The 19,942-nt window shown below is 48.2% G+C and carries 16 protein-coding genes; 7 read left to right on the top strand and 9 right to left on the bottom strand.

Going from position 1 to position 19,942, the window contains the following annotated elements; all coding sequences use genetic code 11:
* Positions 1 to 109 precede the first annotated feature (109 nt).
* Positions 110 to 553, top strand: a complete 444-nt coding sequence (locus G8759_RS11225; RefSeq protein ID WP_167218879.1) for a YybH family protein — start codon at positions 110 to 112, stop codon at positions 551 to 553.
* 17 nt (positions 554 to 570) lie between these two features.
* Here G8759_RS11225 and G8759_RS11220 read toward each other — a convergent pair whose 3' ends face one another.
* Positions 571 to 1,812: an acyltransferase family protein gene (locus tag G8759_RS11220; protein ID WP_167207956.1), complete on the bottom strand. Its 1,242-nt coding sequence runs from the start codon at positions 1,810 to 1,812 to the stop codon at positions 571 to 573.
* 204 nt (positions 1,813 to 2,016) lie between these two features.
* Between G8759_RS11220 and G8759_RS11215 the strand changes: the two genes are divergently transcribed.
* Positions 2,017 to 2,433 (top strand): MaoC family dehydratase, encoded by a 417-nt coding sequence (locus G8759_RS11215; RefSeq protein WP_167207953.1) that lies wholly within the window; start codon positions 2,017 to 2,019, stop codon positions 2,431 to 2,433.
* A gap of 73 nt (positions 2,434 to 2,506) precedes the next feature.
* Here the strand turns inward: G8759_RS11215 and G8759_RS11210 are convergent, their stop codons facing one another.
* Both G8759_RS11210 and G8759_RS11205 read right to left on the bottom strand, forming a co-directional pair.
* Positions 2,507 to 2,692, bottom strand: coding sequence for a histone H1 (locus G8759_RS11210; RefSeq protein ID WP_162386436.1), 186 nt, complete (start codon positions 2,690 to 2,692; stop codon positions 2,507 to 2,509).
* Between the two features lie 143 nt (positions 2,693 to 2,835).
* Positions 2,836 to 4,140: an aminotransferase class I/II-fold pyridoxal phosphate-dependent enzyme gene (locus tag G8759_RS11205; protein ID WP_167207951.1), complete on the bottom strand. Its 1,305-nt coding sequence runs from the start codon at positions 4,138 to 4,140 to the stop codon at positions 2,836 to 2,838.
* A gap of 223 nt (positions 4,141 to 4,363) precedes the next feature.
* Between G8759_RS11205 and accC the strand changes: the two genes are divergently transcribed.
* Entirely contained in the window at positions 4,364 to 5,872 is a 1,509-nt protein-coding gene (gene accC, locus G8759_RS11200; protein ID WP_167207949.1) for an acetyl-CoA carboxylase biotin carboxylase subunit, read from the top strand.
* Between the two features lie 31 nt (positions 5,873 to 5,903).
* On the opposite strand, the gene G8759_RS11195 is transcribed toward accC, so the two are convergent.
* The 6 genes from G8759_RS11195 to G8759_RS11170 all read right to left on the bottom strand — a co-directional run bounded on the left by G8759_RS11195 (position 5,904) and on the right by G8759_RS11170 (position 14,075).
* Positions 5,904 to 6,188 carry an osmoprotectant transporter permease gene (locus tag G8759_RS11195; protein WP_167207947.1) on the bottom strand — a complete coding sequence of 95 codons (285 nt, stop codon included), beginning with the start codon at positions 6,186 to 6,188 and terminating at the stop codon, positions 5,904 to 5,906.
* Positions 6,189 to 6,430: 242 nt separating this feature from the next.
* The gene (locus G8759_RS11190) at positions 6,431 to 7,687 is read right to left on the bottom strand and encodes a hypothetical protein (RefSeq protein ID WP_197933118.1); all 1,257 of its coding nucleotides are present in this window, start codon (positions 7,685 to 7,687) and stop codon (positions 6,431 to 6,433) included.
* A gap of 394 nt (positions 7,688 to 8,081) precedes the next feature.
* Entirely contained in the window at positions 8,082 to 11,504 is a 3,423-nt protein-coding gene (locus tag G8759_RS11185) for a ThuA domain-containing protein (RefSeq protein WP_167207945.1), read from the bottom strand.
* A gap of 251 nt (positions 11,505 to 11,755) precedes the next feature.
* The gene (locus G8759_RS11180; protein WP_167207943.1) at positions 11,756 to 12,532 is read right to left on the bottom strand and encodes an META domain-containing protein; all 777 of its coding nucleotides are present in this window, start codon (positions 12,530 to 12,532) and stop codon (positions 11,756 to 11,758) included.
* Between the two features lie 139 nt (positions 12,533 to 12,671).
* Entirely contained in the window at positions 12,672 to 13,244 is a 573-nt protein-coding gene (locus G8759_RS11175; RefSeq protein ID WP_167207941.1) for a DUF1572 domain-containing protein, read from the bottom strand.
* A 117-nt stretch (positions 13,245 to 13,361) separates the two neighbouring features.
* Positions 13,362 to 14,075 (bottom strand): hypothetical protein, encoded by a 714-nt coding sequence (locus tag G8759_RS11170; protein ID WP_167207939.1) that lies wholly within the window; start codon positions 14,073 to 14,075, stop codon positions 13,362 to 13,364.
* Between the two features lie 211 nt (positions 14,076 to 14,286).
* Here G8759_RS11170 and recQ point away from each other — a divergent pair, with 211 nt between their 5' ends.
* From recQ to G8759_RS11150, 4 genes are all read left to right on the top strand, one after another.
* Positions 14,287 to 16,419 carry a DNA helicase RecQ gene (recQ, locus tag G8759_RS11165; RefSeq protein ID WP_167207937.1) on the top strand — a complete coding sequence of 711 codons (2,133 nt, stop codon included), beginning with the start codon at positions 14,287 to 14,289 and terminating at the stop codon, positions 16,417 to 16,419.
* A gap of 182 nt (positions 16,420 to 16,601) precedes the next feature.
* Positions 16,602 to 17,687, top strand: a complete 1,086-nt coding sequence (locus tag G8759_RS11160) for a lytic transglycosylase domain-containing protein (RefSeq protein WP_167207935.1) — start codon at positions 16,602 to 16,604, stop codon at positions 17,685 to 17,687.
* A 473-nt stretch (positions 17,688 to 18,160) separates the two neighbouring features.
* The gene (locus G8759_RS11155; RefSeq protein ID WP_167207933.1) at positions 18,161 to 18,541 is read left to right on the top strand and encodes a hypothetical protein; all 381 of its coding nucleotides are present in this window, start codon (positions 18,161 to 18,163) and stop codon (positions 18,539 to 18,541) included.
* 138 nt (positions 18,542 to 18,679) lie between these two features.
* Positions 18,680 to 19,849: a lytic transglycosylase domain-containing protein gene (locus G8759_RS11150; protein ID WP_394353308.1), complete on the top strand. Its 1,170-nt coding sequence runs from the start codon at positions 18,680 to 18,682 to the stop codon at positions 19,847 to 19,849.
* Positions 19,850 to 19,942: the final 93 nt, after the last annotated feature.

The raw sequence follows: 19,942 nt of genomic DNA, 5'->3' as shown, positions 1-19,942 counted from the left end.
CAATAAACAAAGTGTAAGGTATTATGATTGAATAAATTCTACTCAACGATCAATTATGATAAATCGTAGTCTTTCTATTTACTACTCTCCTGCTCAGGTCTTGCGAAAAATGCAGTCAACGATAAAGCAATTCTTCATTCTTACCTTACTCAGTTTAGTCACGTTACCCGCTTTCAGTCAACAGGCTACCGACCGGAGAGCGATTCTACTGGCGCTTAAGCAACAGACCAATGACTGGAATGCCGGACGCATTGATCGGTTTATGAGCGCCTACTGGCCTTCTGACTCGCTTACTTTTGTCAGCCAAACAGGCATCACTTATGGCTATACGGCTACGCTGGCCAATTATAAAAAACGTTATCCTGACCGGGACTCAATGGGAACACTTAAGTTCGACATCCTGCAAATGGATTTTCCGGCCCCCAACGTTGCTTACGTCATTGGCCGCTGGCACCTAAACCGGCCTAAGATCGGCGACAAGGGCGGTCATTTTACATTACTATGGCGTAAAATCAAAAAACGCTGGATTATAGTCAGCGATCATACGAGCTAAAAATGGCAGGAGGTAACTCACTCATTTACCCGTTCTCCTTTTCGCTCAGTCAACAAAGTAGGTTCTTTCTTCGATATCCGATCGCGTAGCTCGGTGACGGGTTTTTCAAAATACTTGAACAACAGCGTCGATAATCCCACGACCAGTACCCAGAAAATTGCCACTTTCAACCAGCCGACAGTAAGTGACGTAGTTGGGAAATGCTCAATTACCGTCATCATAATGGGCGTCAGATTCAGCAGATACATGGAATACGAAATCAGGCTAATGTGCGTAATGGCACGAGCAATGCCGAAACGCGCCCAGCCACCACCAGCCATCCGCCATCCATCCATATACGGCATTACCAGAGCCATACTCAGCCCAATGAATGGGAAATAAAATGTTCGCTTGTAGAAAACGTAGGCAGGGTAAATGCCCGATACAACATAGAACCGCAGAATATAGATAGACGCTGAAAAAGCGGCCAGCACCGTCAAAATAATGCCGACGATAAGCAGTCGTTGCCGGACTTGCTGACTAGTCCACTGAGTTGGAAAATACTGCTTGGCATAAGCGGCCAGTACACCGTATGAGATCGCATCCAGCCGGGCCAGAACGATGCCCCGATAGCCCAGTTCACCTGCCGAAATAGGCACCTGCAATGCCGTAATGAAGCGATACAGATTTGTTCCGACTATCACAAACAGGATCGTTGCCAGCACAATGCGCTGACGTGGCCAACGGGCAGGCAACACCAGGTGCATGATCCACAATACCAGCGGCAAAGTGATATAGGACCACTCTTCAATGGCCAGACTCCATGTTTCAGGGAAAAAATCAGGAACGAAACTGGCAAAATTTTGAAGGAAGAAGAAATACTTGATCAGTATCCCTTTGGCGGGCAATGTATGGTGTAGGCCACTGCGCCACGCGCGCAGCAGCGTAATAGCAATTAACCCACCCAGAACCAGGTAGTAATTGGGTAAGGTACGAAACCACCGGCGCGTCCAAAAATTAAGGAGCAGATCACCATCGAAACGGCCTTTTTTTTCGTAGGATCGAATCAGAATACCGCCGATTAAAAAGCCGCTTAATACAAAGAAAAGCTCAACGCCATCGGGGATAAGTTGGTGCCAGAATGCGCCACTATAGTAGTCACCCAGAGCCACCCGCGCATGGGCGTCGACTACAACCAGGATCGCAATGGCCCGCATGACATCTAACCCAAATACACGCTTCGTCTGGGATGTATCGAGGGAAAACAGATTTTTAAGCATAATTATCCGCGAAGGTACGGGAGAATAATGAATGATAAATGGTGAATGATTTAGAGGTACATCCCGAATTTTACCGACTTTTGTTCATTATTCCAGGACTTTGGCTAGTAGCCGTGCCACCGCAACCGCGGACGGTGGTTTGTTTGCGCATCACTTGCAACCGTGGCACGGCTACTAGCCAAAGTCTCATATTCATTACTCATTATGATTCCAGAATTCGCACTAAACGCCGTTCATCAGTATGCTTTCCGGTTTTCGCAAGCCGAGGTAGTTGATTTTGCCCGAGTTACGGGCGATAATAATCCGCTTCACCTCGACGCTGACTTTGCCGCGACAACGCCTTTCAAACGGCCCATTATTCATGGTATGCTCGGAGCAAGTGTATTCACCAAAGTACTCGGCACCGAATTTCCGGGCTATGGATCGGTCTATCTGAGCCAGACCCTGGAGTTTCTGCGTCCTATGTTCGTTGATACCGACTACGAAGCCACATTTACGGTACAGGCGATTGATGCAGCCAAACATACAGCCCAGATTTTAGGTGAGATTCGCGATGTTCAGACCAAAAAAGTGACGATCCGCGGAATCGCGACCCTGATGCACCGCGAAAAAATCTTGTAGTGATCGATCAAACAAAACTCCCTCGCCAGATCCATGCCTGACGAGGGAGTTTTATGTTCGCAAAGAGACCCGACTATGCTTTTTCAGCATTGTTCTTGGTGTCCTGAACTTCCGAACGAATGGCTTGCGCCAGCGTCTTCAAATCCTGCATCCCTTTCCGAACACGAGTACCGGCAGCCTGGTTATTCTTCTCGTAGAACTTTTCAAAATCGCCTTCCAGCGACATAACCAGATTTTTTACTTCATCGAAGCGAGCCATATCGATATGTATGGGTTTAAGTGTGAAAAATGCCCAAATTCCGCTAAAAACGCGGTTTTCGGCTGAAATTTAGTCATTCTCCCATACAGCGCAATAGCTTAGCCAAAAAAATAACAAAAAAATGCAACTTTTTGACGAAAACCCTACTCAGTGGCTGCTTCAGCCGATACTTCCAGGGTTTCTGGAGCAATTTGGGTCGTTTTTTGCTGGTATTCGCCTTTAGCCAGCTTTTCAGCTACTGCCGAGAAGGCTTCGAGCGTATACTGTACATCGTCGAGCGTATGGGCAGCCGTCGGAATGATGCGTAGCATAACGATCTCTTTCGGCACTACCGGATAAACAACAATTGAGCAGAAGATCCCATGATTCTCCCGCAAGTCACGGATCAGAGCGGTAATTTCAGGAATCCCTCCCTTCACATTCTGTAACAACACGGGGGTTACCGGCGATTGCGTATCGCCAATGTCGAACCCACGTTCGCGCAGACCGTTTTGTAACGCCCGCACATTTGTCCAGAGCTTTTCGCGGAACTCCGACGAGTTCCGGATCATTTCGAGTCGTTTCAGACCACCCACCACATAAGGCATCGGTAAGGCTTTGGCGTACGTCTGCGACCGCATGTTGTACTTGAGGTACATGATGATGTCGTGATCGCCCGCGATGAACGCGCCAATAGCCGCCATCGATTTCGCGAACGTCGAAAAGTACAGATCGATACCATCCTGGCAGTCGAGCATTTCGCCAACGCCCGCGCCGGTTGCACCCATCGTACCGAAGCCGTGCGCATCGTCGACCAGCAAACGGAAATTATACGATTTTTTGAGTGCTACAATCTTGTCAAGGCTACCCACTTTACCCGACATACCGAACACGCCTTCCGTGATGACCAGAATACTGCCGCCTTTCTCAGCCGCTTTTTTGGTAGCCCGCTGGAGGTTTTTCTCCAGGCTGGCCATGTCATTATGGTTAAACTTGTAATACTCGCCCATCTTGGCTTTGTGAAGCCGGATACCATCAATGAGGCAAGCATGGCACTCGGCGTCGTAAACGATCACGTCGCGGTGATCAACAACAGCTTCAATAGCCGACATAACTCCCTGATAACCGTAGTTAAGCAGGAACGAATCTTCTTTTCCAACAAACTGGGCCAGTTCTTTTTCGAACTGTTCGTGGAGATCGCTGTTACCCGACATCATCCGGGCACCCATCGGGTAAGCCAACCCCCATTTTTCAGCAGCTTCCGCATCGGCCTTACGAACCTCGGGGTGGTTAGCCAGCCCCAGGTAGTTGTTCAGGCTCCAGTTGAGCATATCCTTGCCCTGGAAGCGCATATGGGGACCAAGTTCGCCTTCAAGTTTGGGGAACGCGAAATAATGGTGGCCATTGAACTCGCGGGATGGCGAGCCGATTGGGCCTAGATTGGTGCGCAGTTTCTCAAATAAATCCACTTTTTTTTATTGTTTAATGGGCTAATCCCTTCTTTTTTACGCGGTAAGTGCAAAAATACGCTTAACTTTTGGGAGTACAAATTCATCCCCGAAAATTCAGTTTTATAATCGTTTTGTTACAATTGCTTTAATTTGGGAAGATCCTGGACAATAGACGCTGTATTGTAGCCAATCAATTACAGCCAAAAATCCATCGTCCAGACTCCATTACCCTACATCCTTTATGCCTACCATCCAGAAAATTCTAGTGGCCAACCGGGGTGAAATTGCCCTACGAATCATGCGTACAGCCCGGGAAATGGGCATTCAAACGGTAGCCATTTACTCCGAAGCCGACAGAAATGCCCTGCATGTCCGCTATGCCGACGAAGCGGTTTGTGTAGGTCCGGCCCCCTCATCCGAATCCTATCTGAAGGCGGATACGATTATTGAGGTTTGCCGGAAACTAAACGTAGACGCCATTCACCCCGGCTACGGTTTCTTATCCGAAAATGCGAATTTTTCCCGGATAGTCCGCGATGCAGGGTTACTTTTTATTGGGCCTTCGCCCGAAAGTATTGAGGTTATGGGTAGTAAACTGGCAGCCAAAGCCGCTGTAGCCCATTATAATATTCCTATGGTTCCGGGAACCCCGTCGGCCATTACCGACCGCGATGAGGCCAAAGTAATCTCCGCTCAAATTGGCTATCCGGTTCTTATTAAAGCCAGTGCAGGCGGGGGCGGAAAAGGCATGCGTGTGGTCGAATGCGAGGCCGACTTCGATGAGCAGATGGACCGTGCGGTTAGTGAAGCCCTGTCGGCCTTTGGCGATGGATCGGTATTCATTGAGAAATACGTCACTTCGCCCCGGCACGTCGAAATTCAGGTATTGGGCGATCAGCATGGGAATATCATTCACCTCTTTGAGCGCGAATGTTCGGTGCAGCGCCGTCATCAGAAAGTGGTAGAAGAAGCACCTTCGGCTATTCTAACGCCCGAAATCCGTAACGCAATGGGCCAGGCCGCTGTCGACGTAGCCCGTGCCTGTGGTTATTACGGCGCCGGAACCGTCGAGTTCATCGTGAATGATTCGCTCGATTTCTATTTTCTGGAGATGAACACGCGCCTTCAGGTGGAGCATCCCGTTACGGAACTCATCACAGGTGTCGATCTGGTGAAGCAGATGATTTATATTGCTGAGGGCAAACCGCTGACCATCCGCCAGGAAGACCTGCAGATTAAAGGCCATGCGGTCGAAGTACGCGTTTATGCCGAAGACCCGGCCAATAACTTCCTGCCTGACGTGGGTACGCTCGATACGTACATTCGGCCACAGGGCAATGGCGTTCGGGTAGACGATGGCTTCGAACAGGGCATGGCCATTCCTATTTATTACGACCCGATGATTGCCAAACTCATTACCTACGGCGACTCGCGCGACGAAGCCATCCAGAAAATGATCCGGGCCATCGATGAATACCAGATTTCGGGCGTTCAGACAACGCTGCCTTTCGGTCGGTTTGTGATGGAACACGAAGCGTTCCGGTCCGGCCAGTTCGATACGGGCTTTGTGAGTAAGTATTTCACACCGGAGAAACTTGCGTCACCGGCTAATTCAACCGAATCTACATTGGCAGCTGTTCTTGCCGCCTACCTGCTGGAAAATACGAAGCCCAAAGCAACTCTGTCAATGCCAAACGGTACGGCAACTGGCACGAAAAAAAGCCAGTGGAAAGCAAATCGATTGGGGTAATTTTCAGGTGTTGTAGCCAAGCAAAATGCCATCAATTCCATCTCGCTTTTGAGTTCAACATCAAAAGCAGGAACAGGCCATATAACAAACACGGCACCGCTGGTAGCAACAGAATAATCTTGGCCAGAACACCATAGTCCTGGACCTGTAGCCAATAGCTGCCAATCAGAAGCGATGCCAAGCCGCTTAGAATCAAAACCCAGGTTCCCGCATTATACGATGAAATCGTACCGTCGGCCAGGCCAACAAAAAAGAAGTAGACAAAAACCAGAGAGATTATTGCGTCGATACTCCATAAAATCCAAAAGAGATACATGGTTTAGACTGAATTAAACAGCCAGGAGGCAGGCCATTATTTTGCCTGGCAAATTGACCGATAAACTCCTGACAATCAATCCCGGGTTTATAACTGGTAGCGATCGACGAATAACTAGTGGAAGAACTATTCCAGGAGACTTTTGGGTACACTTGTAAGCCGTGATCAAGCATTTACAGTGCTCGATCACGGCTTACAAGTGTACGAGTTATTGAATGTAGGTAAGTGGCAGAAAAACACCCTCAGGAATTCAATGTCAACTCAGCAACATAGGGTTGATGCGGGGGCGATTCAGCCAGCCTGCTTAGCAAAATATTGGTCAACGCTTCCCGGCCTGTCTCCCAGCGGCAGTGAACATTAACTTCCCGAACAGCTTCCTGCTCTTTAGACTGGTTTGCCGCTGCATAATAGTCAGTCATTCGGGACGTCATTTGGCTTACCACAACCTCTATAGGGTCTTCTAAAATTACCTCTGGCCTGGATTGAGCGATCTGAATTAGTGCACGAACCATAGAGGTCGTATAAAAAGCGCAATCAATGTCCTGGTGCCGTATAGGCACACCATCATGAAGTCGCTGAAGTTTAACACCACCATCCTCCAAAATAGCCGAAACCGGATCGACTCCGTCGGGCTGAGGGAAAACCGCATCTACTTTTCGCCTGAACGAATTCCACCAGGGAGGAATCCCCGACGGATTCAGCGTATCGCAAAAGATAATGCGCTCTGGTCTGTCAGGTCGTTGAGGATGCATAATCAGCAATGCAGCACCCAGATGGCGGTCGTCGGCAGCATGACGTCGTTGGATAACGAAGCAGTGCGGATCGGAGACCTCGTCATCCTGTAGTCGCTCGGTCATCTTTTTAACCATACGAAGCGAGTCCTCCATATATCCTTCCGTAATAACATGAACCGGCAGCGATGAAGTCGGCAAAACGGTGCTACGAAGTTGTCGAGCCAGAATAGTCAGCGCTGTCTGATCAGAACGTCGGGTTCCGAAATAGACCCCAATATCTTCTCTTCTCTGATCTGGATGCATCTCCGCAAGTCCGATCGTGTCGCCGTAAACTCCCTGCCGGCTTGGAGGGCTATACCGAAATGGTATTTCAGCTTGCTCGCGCTGTACGGCCAGATTGTAGATTCGCTGCTCAAATTTGGCAAATAGAGGCTCATATGCATCCTCCTGAAAGTAGACTTCAGTAACGGGCCGGAGTAAATGGTGAGCAATAGCTGGTTGTTCCAGCAAACGCTCCAACGCCTTATTTGTGTGTTTAAAGAACTGATAAAGGGCACCATTCTCGATGAACTCCCCAAGACTAGTCTCGTTGTTCAGATTCTGGACAGTTGATAAACCTGAATTATCTTCTATCCAATCGCGCAGAAACTGTTTTATTGACTCATCAAAGGCAGAGTTGGCATCAATCGCCAGCTCTTTGGCACACCCTATTTTAGTAAGCGTTTTGCAAACCACCGGGTCTGTGACCCGAACAATTTTTTCCATAGATGAAACTACGTGATACTATAAGTGCGCCAGGCTGCTTTTCGTAAGCAGTCAAAATAAGAAATTCAGGATTTGTTGGGGGGCAAACTAAACGACTTTTTAACGTGCCTTACGGAGCGTTTCCAGCCTTATAAATCGTTTTCATCAGGGCGATTTATAGTGGCACAAGTTACTTAATTTTTGTGGTAAAATGTAAACATTTACCTGATCAAATTTTGCTTTAATAGTAGAGCTATAATTTTCGGGTACTGATCAGATTGCAACAGCTCAAAAACGACACTGAATATGGGAATCGTTAGCTATAGCCGGGCAAAACAGCACATAAAAAACACGGCCCGCTCTGGCGGGCCGTGTGCAAAACAGGTTGTAATGTCCTTTTTCAAACAGATTGTAGTTACATTCCCTGGGTAGAGAATTGTACTTTATCTACGGCAAACAACGGTTTCTGTTTAGCATCAGGGTTTACAAAAATCAGGTACAATTTGTGAACGCCCTGAACCGGTTGACGGAATGGCAAACTCACAGGCCCCATTGTTCCTTGTTTAACATCGGCTTCTCCCAATAACGTGCCAGTAGGAGAATCCAGCCGGGCTTCCAGTTTTCCACCAACAACTTGCTCATTCGAAGCAAATACGGTTGGGGTAAGCCCCTGAATACCCGTCAGATCAACATCATTAAATGCCAGGAAGCTTCCCGATTGCGTACCAATGGCGGCTGGGCCCAGCTTTGGAATGTCGTACTCAAAGATATTCTGTTTTACATCCGCCGAAACCGCTTTCACAAGGGGCGACCGCAGCGCCAGTGTTGTTGAGCCCGTGTTTGGACCAATGTCGCCATTGCCCCGGTCGGTATAGCTGGCTGTAAGTACGTAGGAGCCATCTTTTTTCTGCTGAGCAGGCACGTAATCGCCCGCGAGTGGCTGCCGGTTAGCAGGCTTCTCATTTGCCAGTGACAGAATATAACGAACCATATCGGTGGCTTCGCTTTCTTTTAGTTGTGGGTGCGCGCTCATTGATTGCTCACCCCACACACCGCCACCACCGCTGATGATTTTGCGGGCCAGTTTTCCTTCGACCTGAAAACCACCTTTGTATTTTTTGGCAACGTCGATGTAAGCAGGTCCGATTGATTTTTTATCGATCGAATGGCAGGCTTTACAATCGCTCAGTTCAAGTAAACGCTTCCCGGTAGCCGAACCTGTATTGGCTTGATGCCCCTGAGCGAGCATTGTTTTATCAAAGCCTTCGAGGTAATCGATCGTTACCGTAACGTCTTCGGGGCTGATTCCTTTCTGAAGCGAACCATCTTCCTTGTCAACAACCTTTACCGCATATTTGACGGGTTTATTGGGAAAATAGAAGGTTCTGTTCCCAGCAACGGCAACCTCAACTTTGGGTTCATCATTACCCACTTTAATATCCATTGCTTTTGTAGCCGAGTTTCCGGCTGCGTCAGTAACTTTCAGCATGGCCGTATAGGTACCGGGCTTACTGAAGGTCACGGTCGGATTGGCAGTTGTCTGTTTGGGCAATCCATTTCCAAACGACCATTCGTATTTGAGCGCATCGTTGTCGTAATCCATCGACCCTTTCGAGTCGAACTTCACAACCAGCGGAGCTGCTCCAACCAGTTTGTTCGCACTGGCCATAGCAACCGGTTTGCGATTACCGGCATTGTAGGTGATACGCGACAAACGGGCATCGGCATTGGCGGCAAACCACTGCTGGCCGTATTCGAGCGTGTACAGCGACCCATCGTTAGCGAACTGCATATCAATGACGTGCGAGAATTTCGTGTTGGGTAAAAAGCGCTCCATCTGCACGAAATCGCCGTTCTCTTTCATTGTGACGGGGTTGATCCAGTCACGCATCCAGTCGTAGGCAAAGAATTTTCCGTTATAGGCACGGGGAAATTTTACGGGCGTTTCCGGATAGTCGTCGTAGTAATAAACAGGGCCACCCATGGCGTTACGGCCACCCTTACCGACGATCTCACCAAATTCCGGCGAATCAGCATAGGGGTAGTAGATAAATGCTTTTTGAGCAGGTGGCAACTCGCGCAGACCGGTGTTGTTAGGCGAATCGTTGATGGGTTTCAGCGGATCGAAAAGAGGTCCTACTGTGCTGTCGGCAAAGGTACGTGTGTGGTAAGGGCGGTTGTCGGCAACAAATAAAGGCCAGCCGAAGTACCCTGCTTTACGGGCCTGATTGATTTCGTCGTGACCACGAGGACCGTACTTTTCACTGTTGTTACCGGCGTCTGGGCCAACTTCGCCCCAGTACAGAAAACCCGTCCGCTGATCGATCGAGATACGGTACGGGTTGCGGTTGCCCATAACGTAGATTTCGGGGCGAGCCTTGGGGTTTCCTTTCGGAAATAAGTTGCCTTCAGGAATGGTGTACGTGCCATCAGCTTCGGGGTGAATCCGCATGATTTTACCCCGCAGATCATTGGTATTACTCGATGTCAGACGAGCATCCCAACCGCTCCGACCTGGCCGCTCATCAATGGGAGCGTATCCATCGGAGTTAAACGGGTTCGTGTCGTCTCCCGCCGACAGATAGAGGTTACCTTTCCGGTCCCAGGCAATCGAGCCACCCGTATGGCAGCAGCCATCGCGTTTTACCGGAATGGTCAGTAATACTTTCTCCGTATTCAGCAGCAGCGTATCTTTTACGTCATCGTAAACAAAGCGCGACAAATGCTGGGCCGTATCGGCAACCGATTTTCCGGTCACCGGAGAATAGTAGGCATACACCCACTTGTTCTGTTTGAAATTCGGATCGATGTTTAAGCCCATCAAACCGTATTCGAACTTGGTAAATACCGGAAAGTTAGCGACTACTTTAACCGACTTTTTCTGAGGGTCCCAGAGTTTCAGCGCCCCTTTGCGTTCGGCAAAGAGAACTTTACCATTATCAAGCACAACCAGTTCGGTCGGTTCATCGAGATTAGCCGTCAGTACCTGCCGTTCGAAGCGGTTTTCTTCGGGATAAGGCTGTGTTTTTGCCTGACCGAATTTGAGACTAGTGGCCATTACCGACTTGATACCGCCAAGAATGTGCTGCAAAAACAGCGGATCACTATAGGATTCATCCGTATGCCCACCACCCGTATAAAAAGCTTTCCCTCCATCGAAATCATGGTGCCAGATAAATGGGTGATTATCGCCATTCTTACCACCTTCGTAGGTTTTTTCGTCCAGTTTGCCCAGTACTTTCAAATCAGGCTGAATATTCTTGTAGCTATACCACTCATCCCACCGTTTCCAGCGGTCGGGCAGCATTTTCGTTGATGGGTGGTTTTTGTCTACGATCTCAATTTCGGCGTTTTGCTGTTTCGGATGGCTCAGGAAATAGGCCCCTGCCAACTGATTATACCACGGCCAGTCATATTCTGTATCGGCGGCTGCGTGAATACCAACATACCCTCCGCCTGCCTGGATGTAACGCTGAAAAGCCGCCTGTTGGGCATCATCGAGTACGTTACCAGTCGTGCTCAGCCAAATGACGGCACTGTATTGCTTCAGATTCGCTTCATTAATTTTGCTGGCATCTTCGGTCGTATCGACAGCAAATCCGTTTTCCTGACCAAGTTTCATAATAGCTACCTTGCCGACCGGAATTGATGCGTGACGGTAGCCTTTCGTTTTCGAGAAAACCAGCACCCGGTTAAGGGCAACAGGTGCCTGAGCCGAAGTCGTTGCTGGTTTGGTGGCTATATTGCGCTTAGCTGTCGTTTGCGCCATACCAGGCACAGAAGCAGCCAGCACGCCCGCCAGCAACAACGCGCGGGAGGGGAGCCGGAAGTTTTTCATAGAGATTCGGGATTTTTGCAGATTGGTTAGGTAAAAACAGCCTGAAAGAAAATCCAGGACTTTCGCTCAGAGCCGTGCCACGGTTATTATGAACGCAATTAGTAACCGTGGCACGGCTCTGAGCGAAAGTCCTGGAAAATCAAAGGTTAACTTATTCGATTATTCGATTGTCTTTTAGTAAGAAGCAAAAGTAACGAAAAACCTAACGCTGTAGTAGATATCTCCGCTCGAATTAACCGATCAGTGAACCGTTAATCAACCTTTTTAAATACGGCTACCGGCTTTCCCTGTTGCAGTAAAATCAGCTTCCCTTCACCAACCTGATACGCCAATGGCAGCAGCAGAGTAGTCAGGAATTTTGCCTCGGTCGTATTCCCTTCACCAGCACAGGCCATTTTGGTTGTTGCCAGCGGCCCGAACCGAATCAGACGGCTATCGGCCCGTACGCTCCCATTCAGCCGGTTGCAGCCTGTTGTGCCCGTTACGCGCCCTTCGGTGAGCGAAATTTCCAGGCGCGGTGCCTCGCTTCTTGAGCTGTTCGTTTTAACAGGCTGGCCCTGTAAGTCTGTCAGCACCCAAATATCCTGTAGGAGTGCGACTCGACGCAGAGAAACACCACATCCCAAATAATTTTTACCCCGTAGATCGACTTCAACGCGGTAGTCGAATCGTTGTCCAGACAGTTTATCCACGCAACTATCGAGCGCGAACAGTACTTTAAGGCGCCCCGACTCAACAGGCGTATCAAATCGAAAAGAACCATCGGAATCGGATTGACGCTCGGGTACTGGTATGTTCAGGCTATCGCCAGTTATTGATTTGAAACGGAGTGTATTTTTCGAGGAGTTAATGGTCAATGACCAGGATGGCCCGTTACCTAGGGCCAGAAGCTCGTCACCTGCCTTCAGGTAAGTGGTATAATCAGCTATTTCGGGCTGGTTTGTTGGCGTAAACATAGCCGCCAACTGTTTGGAAGGACGGCGGCAGGATGCGAAAAGAAGTAAAACGCTGAGCAGGATGAGTCGCATGGTAAATGGGAATAAGAGCCTTATCAGCAGAACAATCTTTAGAGCAGATTCCTTTTAAACCCTGGTTTTTCCAATCGAATGGCCGAAAACAATGATGAGTACACTACCGAATTATTTTACCATCCAGCAACTCAATTGACTACTCCGACCGGATATTTAAAAATTCATTGGTGAAGTGTTCTTTATGCTTAGGCTTCTCAAATTTTTCTGCGTTATAAGTGCTTGAATTACCCTTAGGAATCGATAAGGATGTCCAGTTATCGTCACAAACCATTTTACCAATAAAAACGATCTGGCCAATGTGATACGGGTAATGGGCCAATTGCCTGTTGATGGCTTCCGTTACCGTATGGCCCATATTCCGAATATAGATTTCCTTTTCCAGGTCCTCATTCGTTAGGGAACCAAGCGCATTCAGTAGGCAGTCCCAGCCCTCATTCCACTTGGTCAGCAGTTCCTTTCTCGTTGAAATATCGTTAACGAACTCGGCCTCTCGGTCCCGCCACTCTTTCTCGCCATCCGTTGTCAGAAAATCGGTCCACCGGGAGAGCATATTGCCCCAAAGGTGTTTGACAATGGTAGCAATGCTATTGCTGGCATCGTTATATTGCCAGAATAGTTGTTCATCCGAAACCTGAGAAAATGTTTTTTCACCGAGCATTTTATAATACTCAAACTGTTTTCGTGCACTTTCAAGATAGTCCGAAGTCATTGTTTTACCAGTTGTTTAATCCATATATAGACCAGCACACGTTCTAAAACTGGCTATCTGCTGGAGTCTGACCGGGAGCAGTATCCAGGCCAGACGCCAACAGACATCCGGTCCCGATCAGTTTTTCACACTGCTCAGGTAGGTCTTGTTACCGTTCTTGTTAATGTAATACTTACCACCACGTGGGCCGATATAAACGGTTGATCCGTCTGGCCCTTTCGTGGCTTTGTCGACGGGAGCTTTGTAGTCAGCAGGGGTCGCTTTTTCTTCTTTTGGTAGCTTTGCGACCTTTTCATCGGCACTTTTCTTCGCCGACTTGCTCATTTTATCGTCTTTCAGTCCAGCAACCTCATCGGACTTTTTCGTCGCTTTGGCGGTTGCGTTATCAGTTGTAGCGGCTCCATCCGTAGCGGCCTTTTTAGCGGCTTTGGCTGCCCTGGCCTTTGCCATCCGATCGTCTACAGCAGCTTGTTTAGCGGCATCATCGGCAGGCTTTGTGGCATCAGTCGATGCTGATTTCTTTTCCTCTTTAGCCGCTTTCTTCTCAGCTTTCTTTGCTTCTTTAGCCGCTTTGTCGGCGTCTGTCATGGTAGCCTCTTTAGCGGCCTTCTTTTCTGCTTTGGCGGCTTTTTTGGCCGCCTTTTCATCGTCGGTCATGATTGCCTCCTTGGCCGCTTTCTTCTCGGCTTTGGCGGCTTTCTTAGCCGCTTTATCCGCGTCATTTAGCTCTTTCTTAGCCTTATTTTTACCCGGCTTTTCGTCCTGAGCCACCCCGTTAAAAGCGACTAAAAGGCTGAGCACAAGGCTCAGCATAACAAATGTCTTTTTCATAATGACTAATTAGAATTTGTTAGAAAAACACTGAATTAAGGGTATTGTGACGGAAAGATGAGCATAAAATCACCATTCCGGTTACGCAAACCACTTAAATTTTTCTTAAATTTGACAGAAAGACTAAAGCCTGTTAGCCATTGGGTAATAGCGCTTTGTATTTACTGTTGAACGTCGTTTTATCCGACGAACTACGTATAGAATTTATCCGATGACCAGTGAAGCCCCAATCCGCTCTCAGAATCCTGCTGACTACCTAAAACGATATTATGGTTATGACGTATTCCGGCCCATGCAGGAAGACATCATCCAATCCATTCTGGGTGGGCGCGATACAGTCGTTCTGATGCCAACGGGTGGCGGAAAATCGGTTTGCTTTCAGATTCCGGCCCTGATGCTTCCCGGCGTTACCATAGTCGTTTCTCCGCTGATAGCGCTCATGAAAGATCAGGTAGGCGCACTGCATATGAACGGCATTTCGGCCGCTTACATCAACAGTACTCAACACAGTCGTGAACAACGGGATATCGAAGAGGATGCACTTAGTGGCAAGCTCAAATTGCTGTATGTTTCACCCGAAAAACTGCTGACCGAATCGTTTCTCCATTTCCTGAAACGCATCAAAATTTCGCTTTTTGCTATTGATGAAGCACACTGTATTTCTTCCTGGGGCCATGATTTCCGGCCAGAATACACACAACTGAACATTCTGAAAGAGCAGTTCCCCGATATACCCACCATTGCCCTGACTGCTACTGCCGATAAACTCACCCGGCAGGATATTTCGCAACGGCTTGGCATGGATGATCCTGCTGTTTTTGTGGCTTCATTTAACCGGACGAATCTGAGCTTGCAGGTATTGCCAGGTCAGAATCGTATTCAACAGATTTTTAAACTTTTACAGCAGAAACCAGACACGTCCGGCATTATTTACTGCCTTAGCCGAAAATCCACTGAATCACTGGCAGCGAAGTTGCAGGAAAAGGGCTTCAATGCGGCTTTTTATCACGCAGGTATGGACCCCACCGACCGCTCCCGTACGCAGGAGGCATTCCTCCGCGATGATGTTCGAATTATGTGTGCGACGATTGCCTTTGGTATGGGGATCGACAAATCGAACGTACGGTGGGTGATCCATTACAACATGCCTAAAAACATTGAGGGCTTTTATCAGGAAATCGGGCGGGCAGGTCGTGACGGAGCCGCGGCACAAACTGTACTGTTCTATAGCTTCGCCGATGTAGCGACGTATAAGGAAATGCTGGCCGAAAACAGTCCGGCCAATCTGGGGCTTCAACTGGCCAAACTGGAGCGAATGCAGCAGTATGCCGATGCGCATACCTGTCGCCGACAGATCCTTCTCTCCTATTTTTCGGAGGAACTGTCTGAGCCCTGCGGCAACTGCGATGTCTGCCGTGATCCACGCGTTACGTTCGATGGTACGATTCTCGCCCAAAAAGCGCTGTCGGCAATCGTTCGCACGCACGAACGCGTACCGATGAACCTACTGATCGATATTCTTCGCGGCTCCCGCAGCCAGCAAGTGTTGCAGGGCGGCTTCGATCAGATTAAAACCTACGGTGCCGGTCGTGATCTTCGCTTTGAGGACTGGCGTAACTATCTGCACCAGCTTATCAACATTGGCGTTATTGAAGTTGCTTACGATCAGCATTACGCGCTTCGCCGGGGCATTCTGGCCGATCAGGTTCTATATGGTAACCGCAGGATCGACCTTGTACGGCCCGATGATGCGCCCAAAGCGGTTGTCGAAAAAACGAAGACCAAAACCGAAACCAATCGTGACGAACTCTTCGAGCGATTACGGGCACTTCGCAAACAACTCGCCGACGAGCAGAACGTTCCACCATACGTTATCTTTACGGATACCACTCTGGAAGATATGGCCCGGCAGCGCCCTATTACTCCGGATGCTTTGCGTAACGTCAGTGGGGTTGGTGAACGGAAGTTGCAGTTGTTCGGCAAACGATTCCTCGACGCAATTATCGACTACGTTCGCGGGCGCGTACAGGCCGGTGAAAAGCCGAAAGGTTCAACTCAATTAATGACCCTCGATTTCTACAACAACGGCATGACAATTGAGGAGATCGCTGCCGAACGAAAACTCACACCGGGCTCTATTGCGGGGCACTTAGTTCAACTCTCAAAGGCAGGTTATGCCATTGATCTGGAGTCATTAATCAGCCCTGCCGAACGACGCGAAATAGAAAAAGCAATCGCTGCGGTTGGCCTTGAAGAAGGACGTTTAAAGCCCGTTTTCGATCATTTAGGGGGTCGATATGACTATAGCAAATTGACCATTGTAGTAGGTCTTATGGACAAATAAAATCCTATTTTCTGCCTGACCGCTGGATAATTCTTAGATCACTCATTTGGTATATACCAGACTATCAGTTATATTCGTATAATGTTCTTGGACGGGCCCGCTACTTCGGTACGGGTTTTTTCGTCTTATGTCTCACAGCAAATACCGTTATCTTGATTAAAGAAGTAAGTTTTTCACTGCTCATGGCCGCGATAAAACCGAGCGTTGCTACGCCGGTTGTCGCCCCACCCAAATGGGGGGCCGATACGAGCCGATCGCTTCCGTCGTCAAACGGCCTGAACAACCCCGCGTTACTGGTTGTCGACTCCTCCAGACGCGTTTTCCCCATCTATTTTTGCGGAGAAGAAGTTCCGGTTCACGAACCCCGCGTATCCCGCCGGTGGCTGCAAACCCTACGCACATACGGCGCTCAGGAAGAATGCCTTTTCGATCTCCGCAGTCGGGCTTCGACCTTTTTCCCGATCATCGATCCGATCCTTCGGAAGTACAAAATTCCGCGTGATTTTCGGTTTATGCCACTAGCCGAAAGTGCGTTGGTCAATGACTGCGTATCGCCTAAAGGCGCATCGGGCTATTGGCAACTCATGCCCGAAACCGCCCGGGAATTGGGTCTTACCGTGACCAAGAAACTTGACGAACGATATGATCTTGAAAAAGCAACCATAGCCGTTTGTCGATACCTACACCAGTTGTATGGTCAATTGGGTTCCTGGACGCTCGTTGCTGCTGCCTATAATGGTGGTATTACACACATCCAGAACAAAATGGAGCAGCAGGGTCACTCAAATTATTATAAGTTACGGCTACATCGCGAAACGAGCCACTATCTGTTCCGCATTCTGGCTTATAAAGAATTATTGAGTAACCCTCGTCAGTATGCCTTACTGCTTCGCACGTCGACGATCGAGCAATTGATGAAGCCATTGCCAAGCTGGCACAAACCATTGGCGCTTCCGAAGAAAATCAAAGACGCACCAACCGTTGAACTCGTCGACGCCGACTATACTGATCCTACCTGGGGACCACGTCCTAATACGGCGCTGACAAAGGCCCCTTCCGACACGGAACAGTTCATTGCCATGGCCACGTCGGCAAAAATGCGATCAGATTTGCCAAATGCTGACCTGGAAAAGCAAAATTCCGGCTTACCCATCAAAAAATTGATGATGGGTCTGATGGTCCTGCGATTCCGTAGGCCCCGTATCCTGCAATGGAAAAAAGGGGAAGGTGAAGGCATTCGCCCCCTCCATTTCTGGGATTGGCTTTAGGTTATATTATAGCTACTCACACGCCAGCAACCCTGGTCTGGTGGTGATAAAATGGAAGTGAATGGTTCACTAGCAGCTTTTAGAACCAAGTTTATTCTCAATTATTGGCTGGCTATTCATTAGTACGTCCAGAGAAAATGCTAAAGCCGAAGGATGTTTTATTCTTAGAGAATAAAACATCCTTCGGCTTTACGTTGAGGATGATGGGAAGGTTATGAAACTGATAAGGCTTACGTTTCAGATACGTACTACATAGCCCGATTTAGTATAAGCAAATTGTCATCCAATTGTAGCTTTTTAGCTATTCTAAATTAGCTTTCATTTCACCTAAGTGATCGTTTCATTAAGGTAAAAAGCATTTTCATGCCATCTTTCTTGTTTATATAAGCCTAAAAAATATAGTACTTTTTTTTTCAGGCATAAGGCATACATCTTGATTAATATTCTCAGTGGACAGAATTTAATCTATATGTATGAACACTTCTACACGCAGTTCGTTTTTTTTCTCCTGCTCACAAATTCCCGGCCAATCTCTGGAGATCAATGGATCAACCCATCCCACTGTTGGTTATTCGCGGGTATATCAATGGCAGCCTGAAGGATTCCAAGGGGCGATCTTACTTGACATTGTACAGTTTGGCGACGGCCAAAATAGGGTTTCCATAACCAAACAGAAAATTTCATCCGTTTCAGAGATTGGTATCGTTTGGGGCGCAAGCAACTCGCACAAGCTGAATCAAAATTTCTTCTCTGTTGCTCCAGAACAGCATTTTTCGTTAGGATCACCCCCCATCAACTATATCGGATTGACGGCGCGGGTTGTTTCGTTGGGGATGAAAAATACCCATCTGTAGTGTAACTGTAGACAAAAAATAAAGTCTGAATGGTATAACCTATAGATGAAAGTACTAACAGTTCTAATGCATTTCTTAGTTTCGTTATCACTGGCAACAGGAATACTAGCGTCAACAAGTCAATTGTACGCTTTCACTTTGTCAGCACCGACAAGTTCACAAGTTTCTGTCACCACATCCACAATTGGGATCTCCTTTGAACCAAACCTGAAACCACTGCTTCCTCCCGTATATTTCTGCGGAGAGTCTGTGCCACTTCACGAGGAAACGGTTGCCCGAAGGCTTGTATCAGCTTTAGTAGTCAATACGAATCAGAACCAGGCTTTATTCCGTATTCGGCAACGAGCTGCTTCGTTTTTTCCGATTATTGAACCGATACTAGCCCGTCATCGCATCCCATCGGATTTTAAGTACCTACCTTTGGTTGAAAGTGCCTTAACTGGCTTTGCCGTTTCCCCCAAGGGAGCCGTTGGTTACTGGCAGTTTATGCCTGCTACTGCCCGCGAATTAGGCTTATCGATTCGACCTGGCTATGACGAACGCCGAAATCTGGTAAAATCGACCGAAGCAGCCTGCCGGTATCTAAACTACCTTTATAATCGGCTCGGTTCCTGGACCCTGGCCGCTGCCGCCTATAACAATGGTATTGGTGCTTTATTGGGAAATATTCGTCGGCAACAGCAGCGTGATTACTATTATCTGCGACTAAATGCGGAGACAGGAAAATACCTGTATCGGATTCTGGCTTTCAAAGAGTTGTTTTCCAATTACCGGTGCTATGAAGGTCTTCTTTCAGCTCAGATGATTGCCTATCTGAGCCAGCCTCTCTCCCCGGATTCGGATGAGGCCGATGATGAAGTCTTACTGCCAGAAGTTGTCATGAATGAAGCGACCCAGGTAGCGGTGAATACACCCGTAGCGGAATCGCAGACGGTAGTAAATGATCGTATTGATGATATTCCATTACCTAACGCGGCCGATGTATTTTTGAGTGGCATAAAGGCGCAGTTATCCGAATCGGCAAGTTTGCAACGTGGTCAAGTTTGGGTCTTTCACCTCACCCGCGACGGCATTGCCGGAGGGAAGGATGTGGATGAAGGAGATGTGCTTTATGCTGTTGTGGAAGATATTGACACCAAGTCTGGGAAATTATTCCTTCGGGCCGACAAACTGTACTCAGCCGATGAAAAACATACCTATAATCTTGCGCTCGCAGCGGTAGATGCGTCAACAGGGCGCATTGGCATTAAACTGCCCGATATGGATCAGGTCAAATCGGGTTGGATACTGACTTGGAGAGCCTTATAGATTTGAGCTTTCTTTTCACAGCACCAACGTAACCTAATTGCACTGAACTAAACCTTTCAGTAGTTTTGTTGTCTATGGGCTGAACCATCAACC

It is taken from the genome of Spirosoma aureum (assembly GCF_011604685.1).
Taxonomy (GTDB): Bacteria; Bacteroidota; Bacteroidia; order Cytophagales; family Spirosomataceae; genus Spirosoma; species Spirosoma aureum.
The sequence above is the reverse complement of the archived record's forward strand: the minus strand, read 5'-3'. Positions and strand labels throughout refer to the sequence as shown.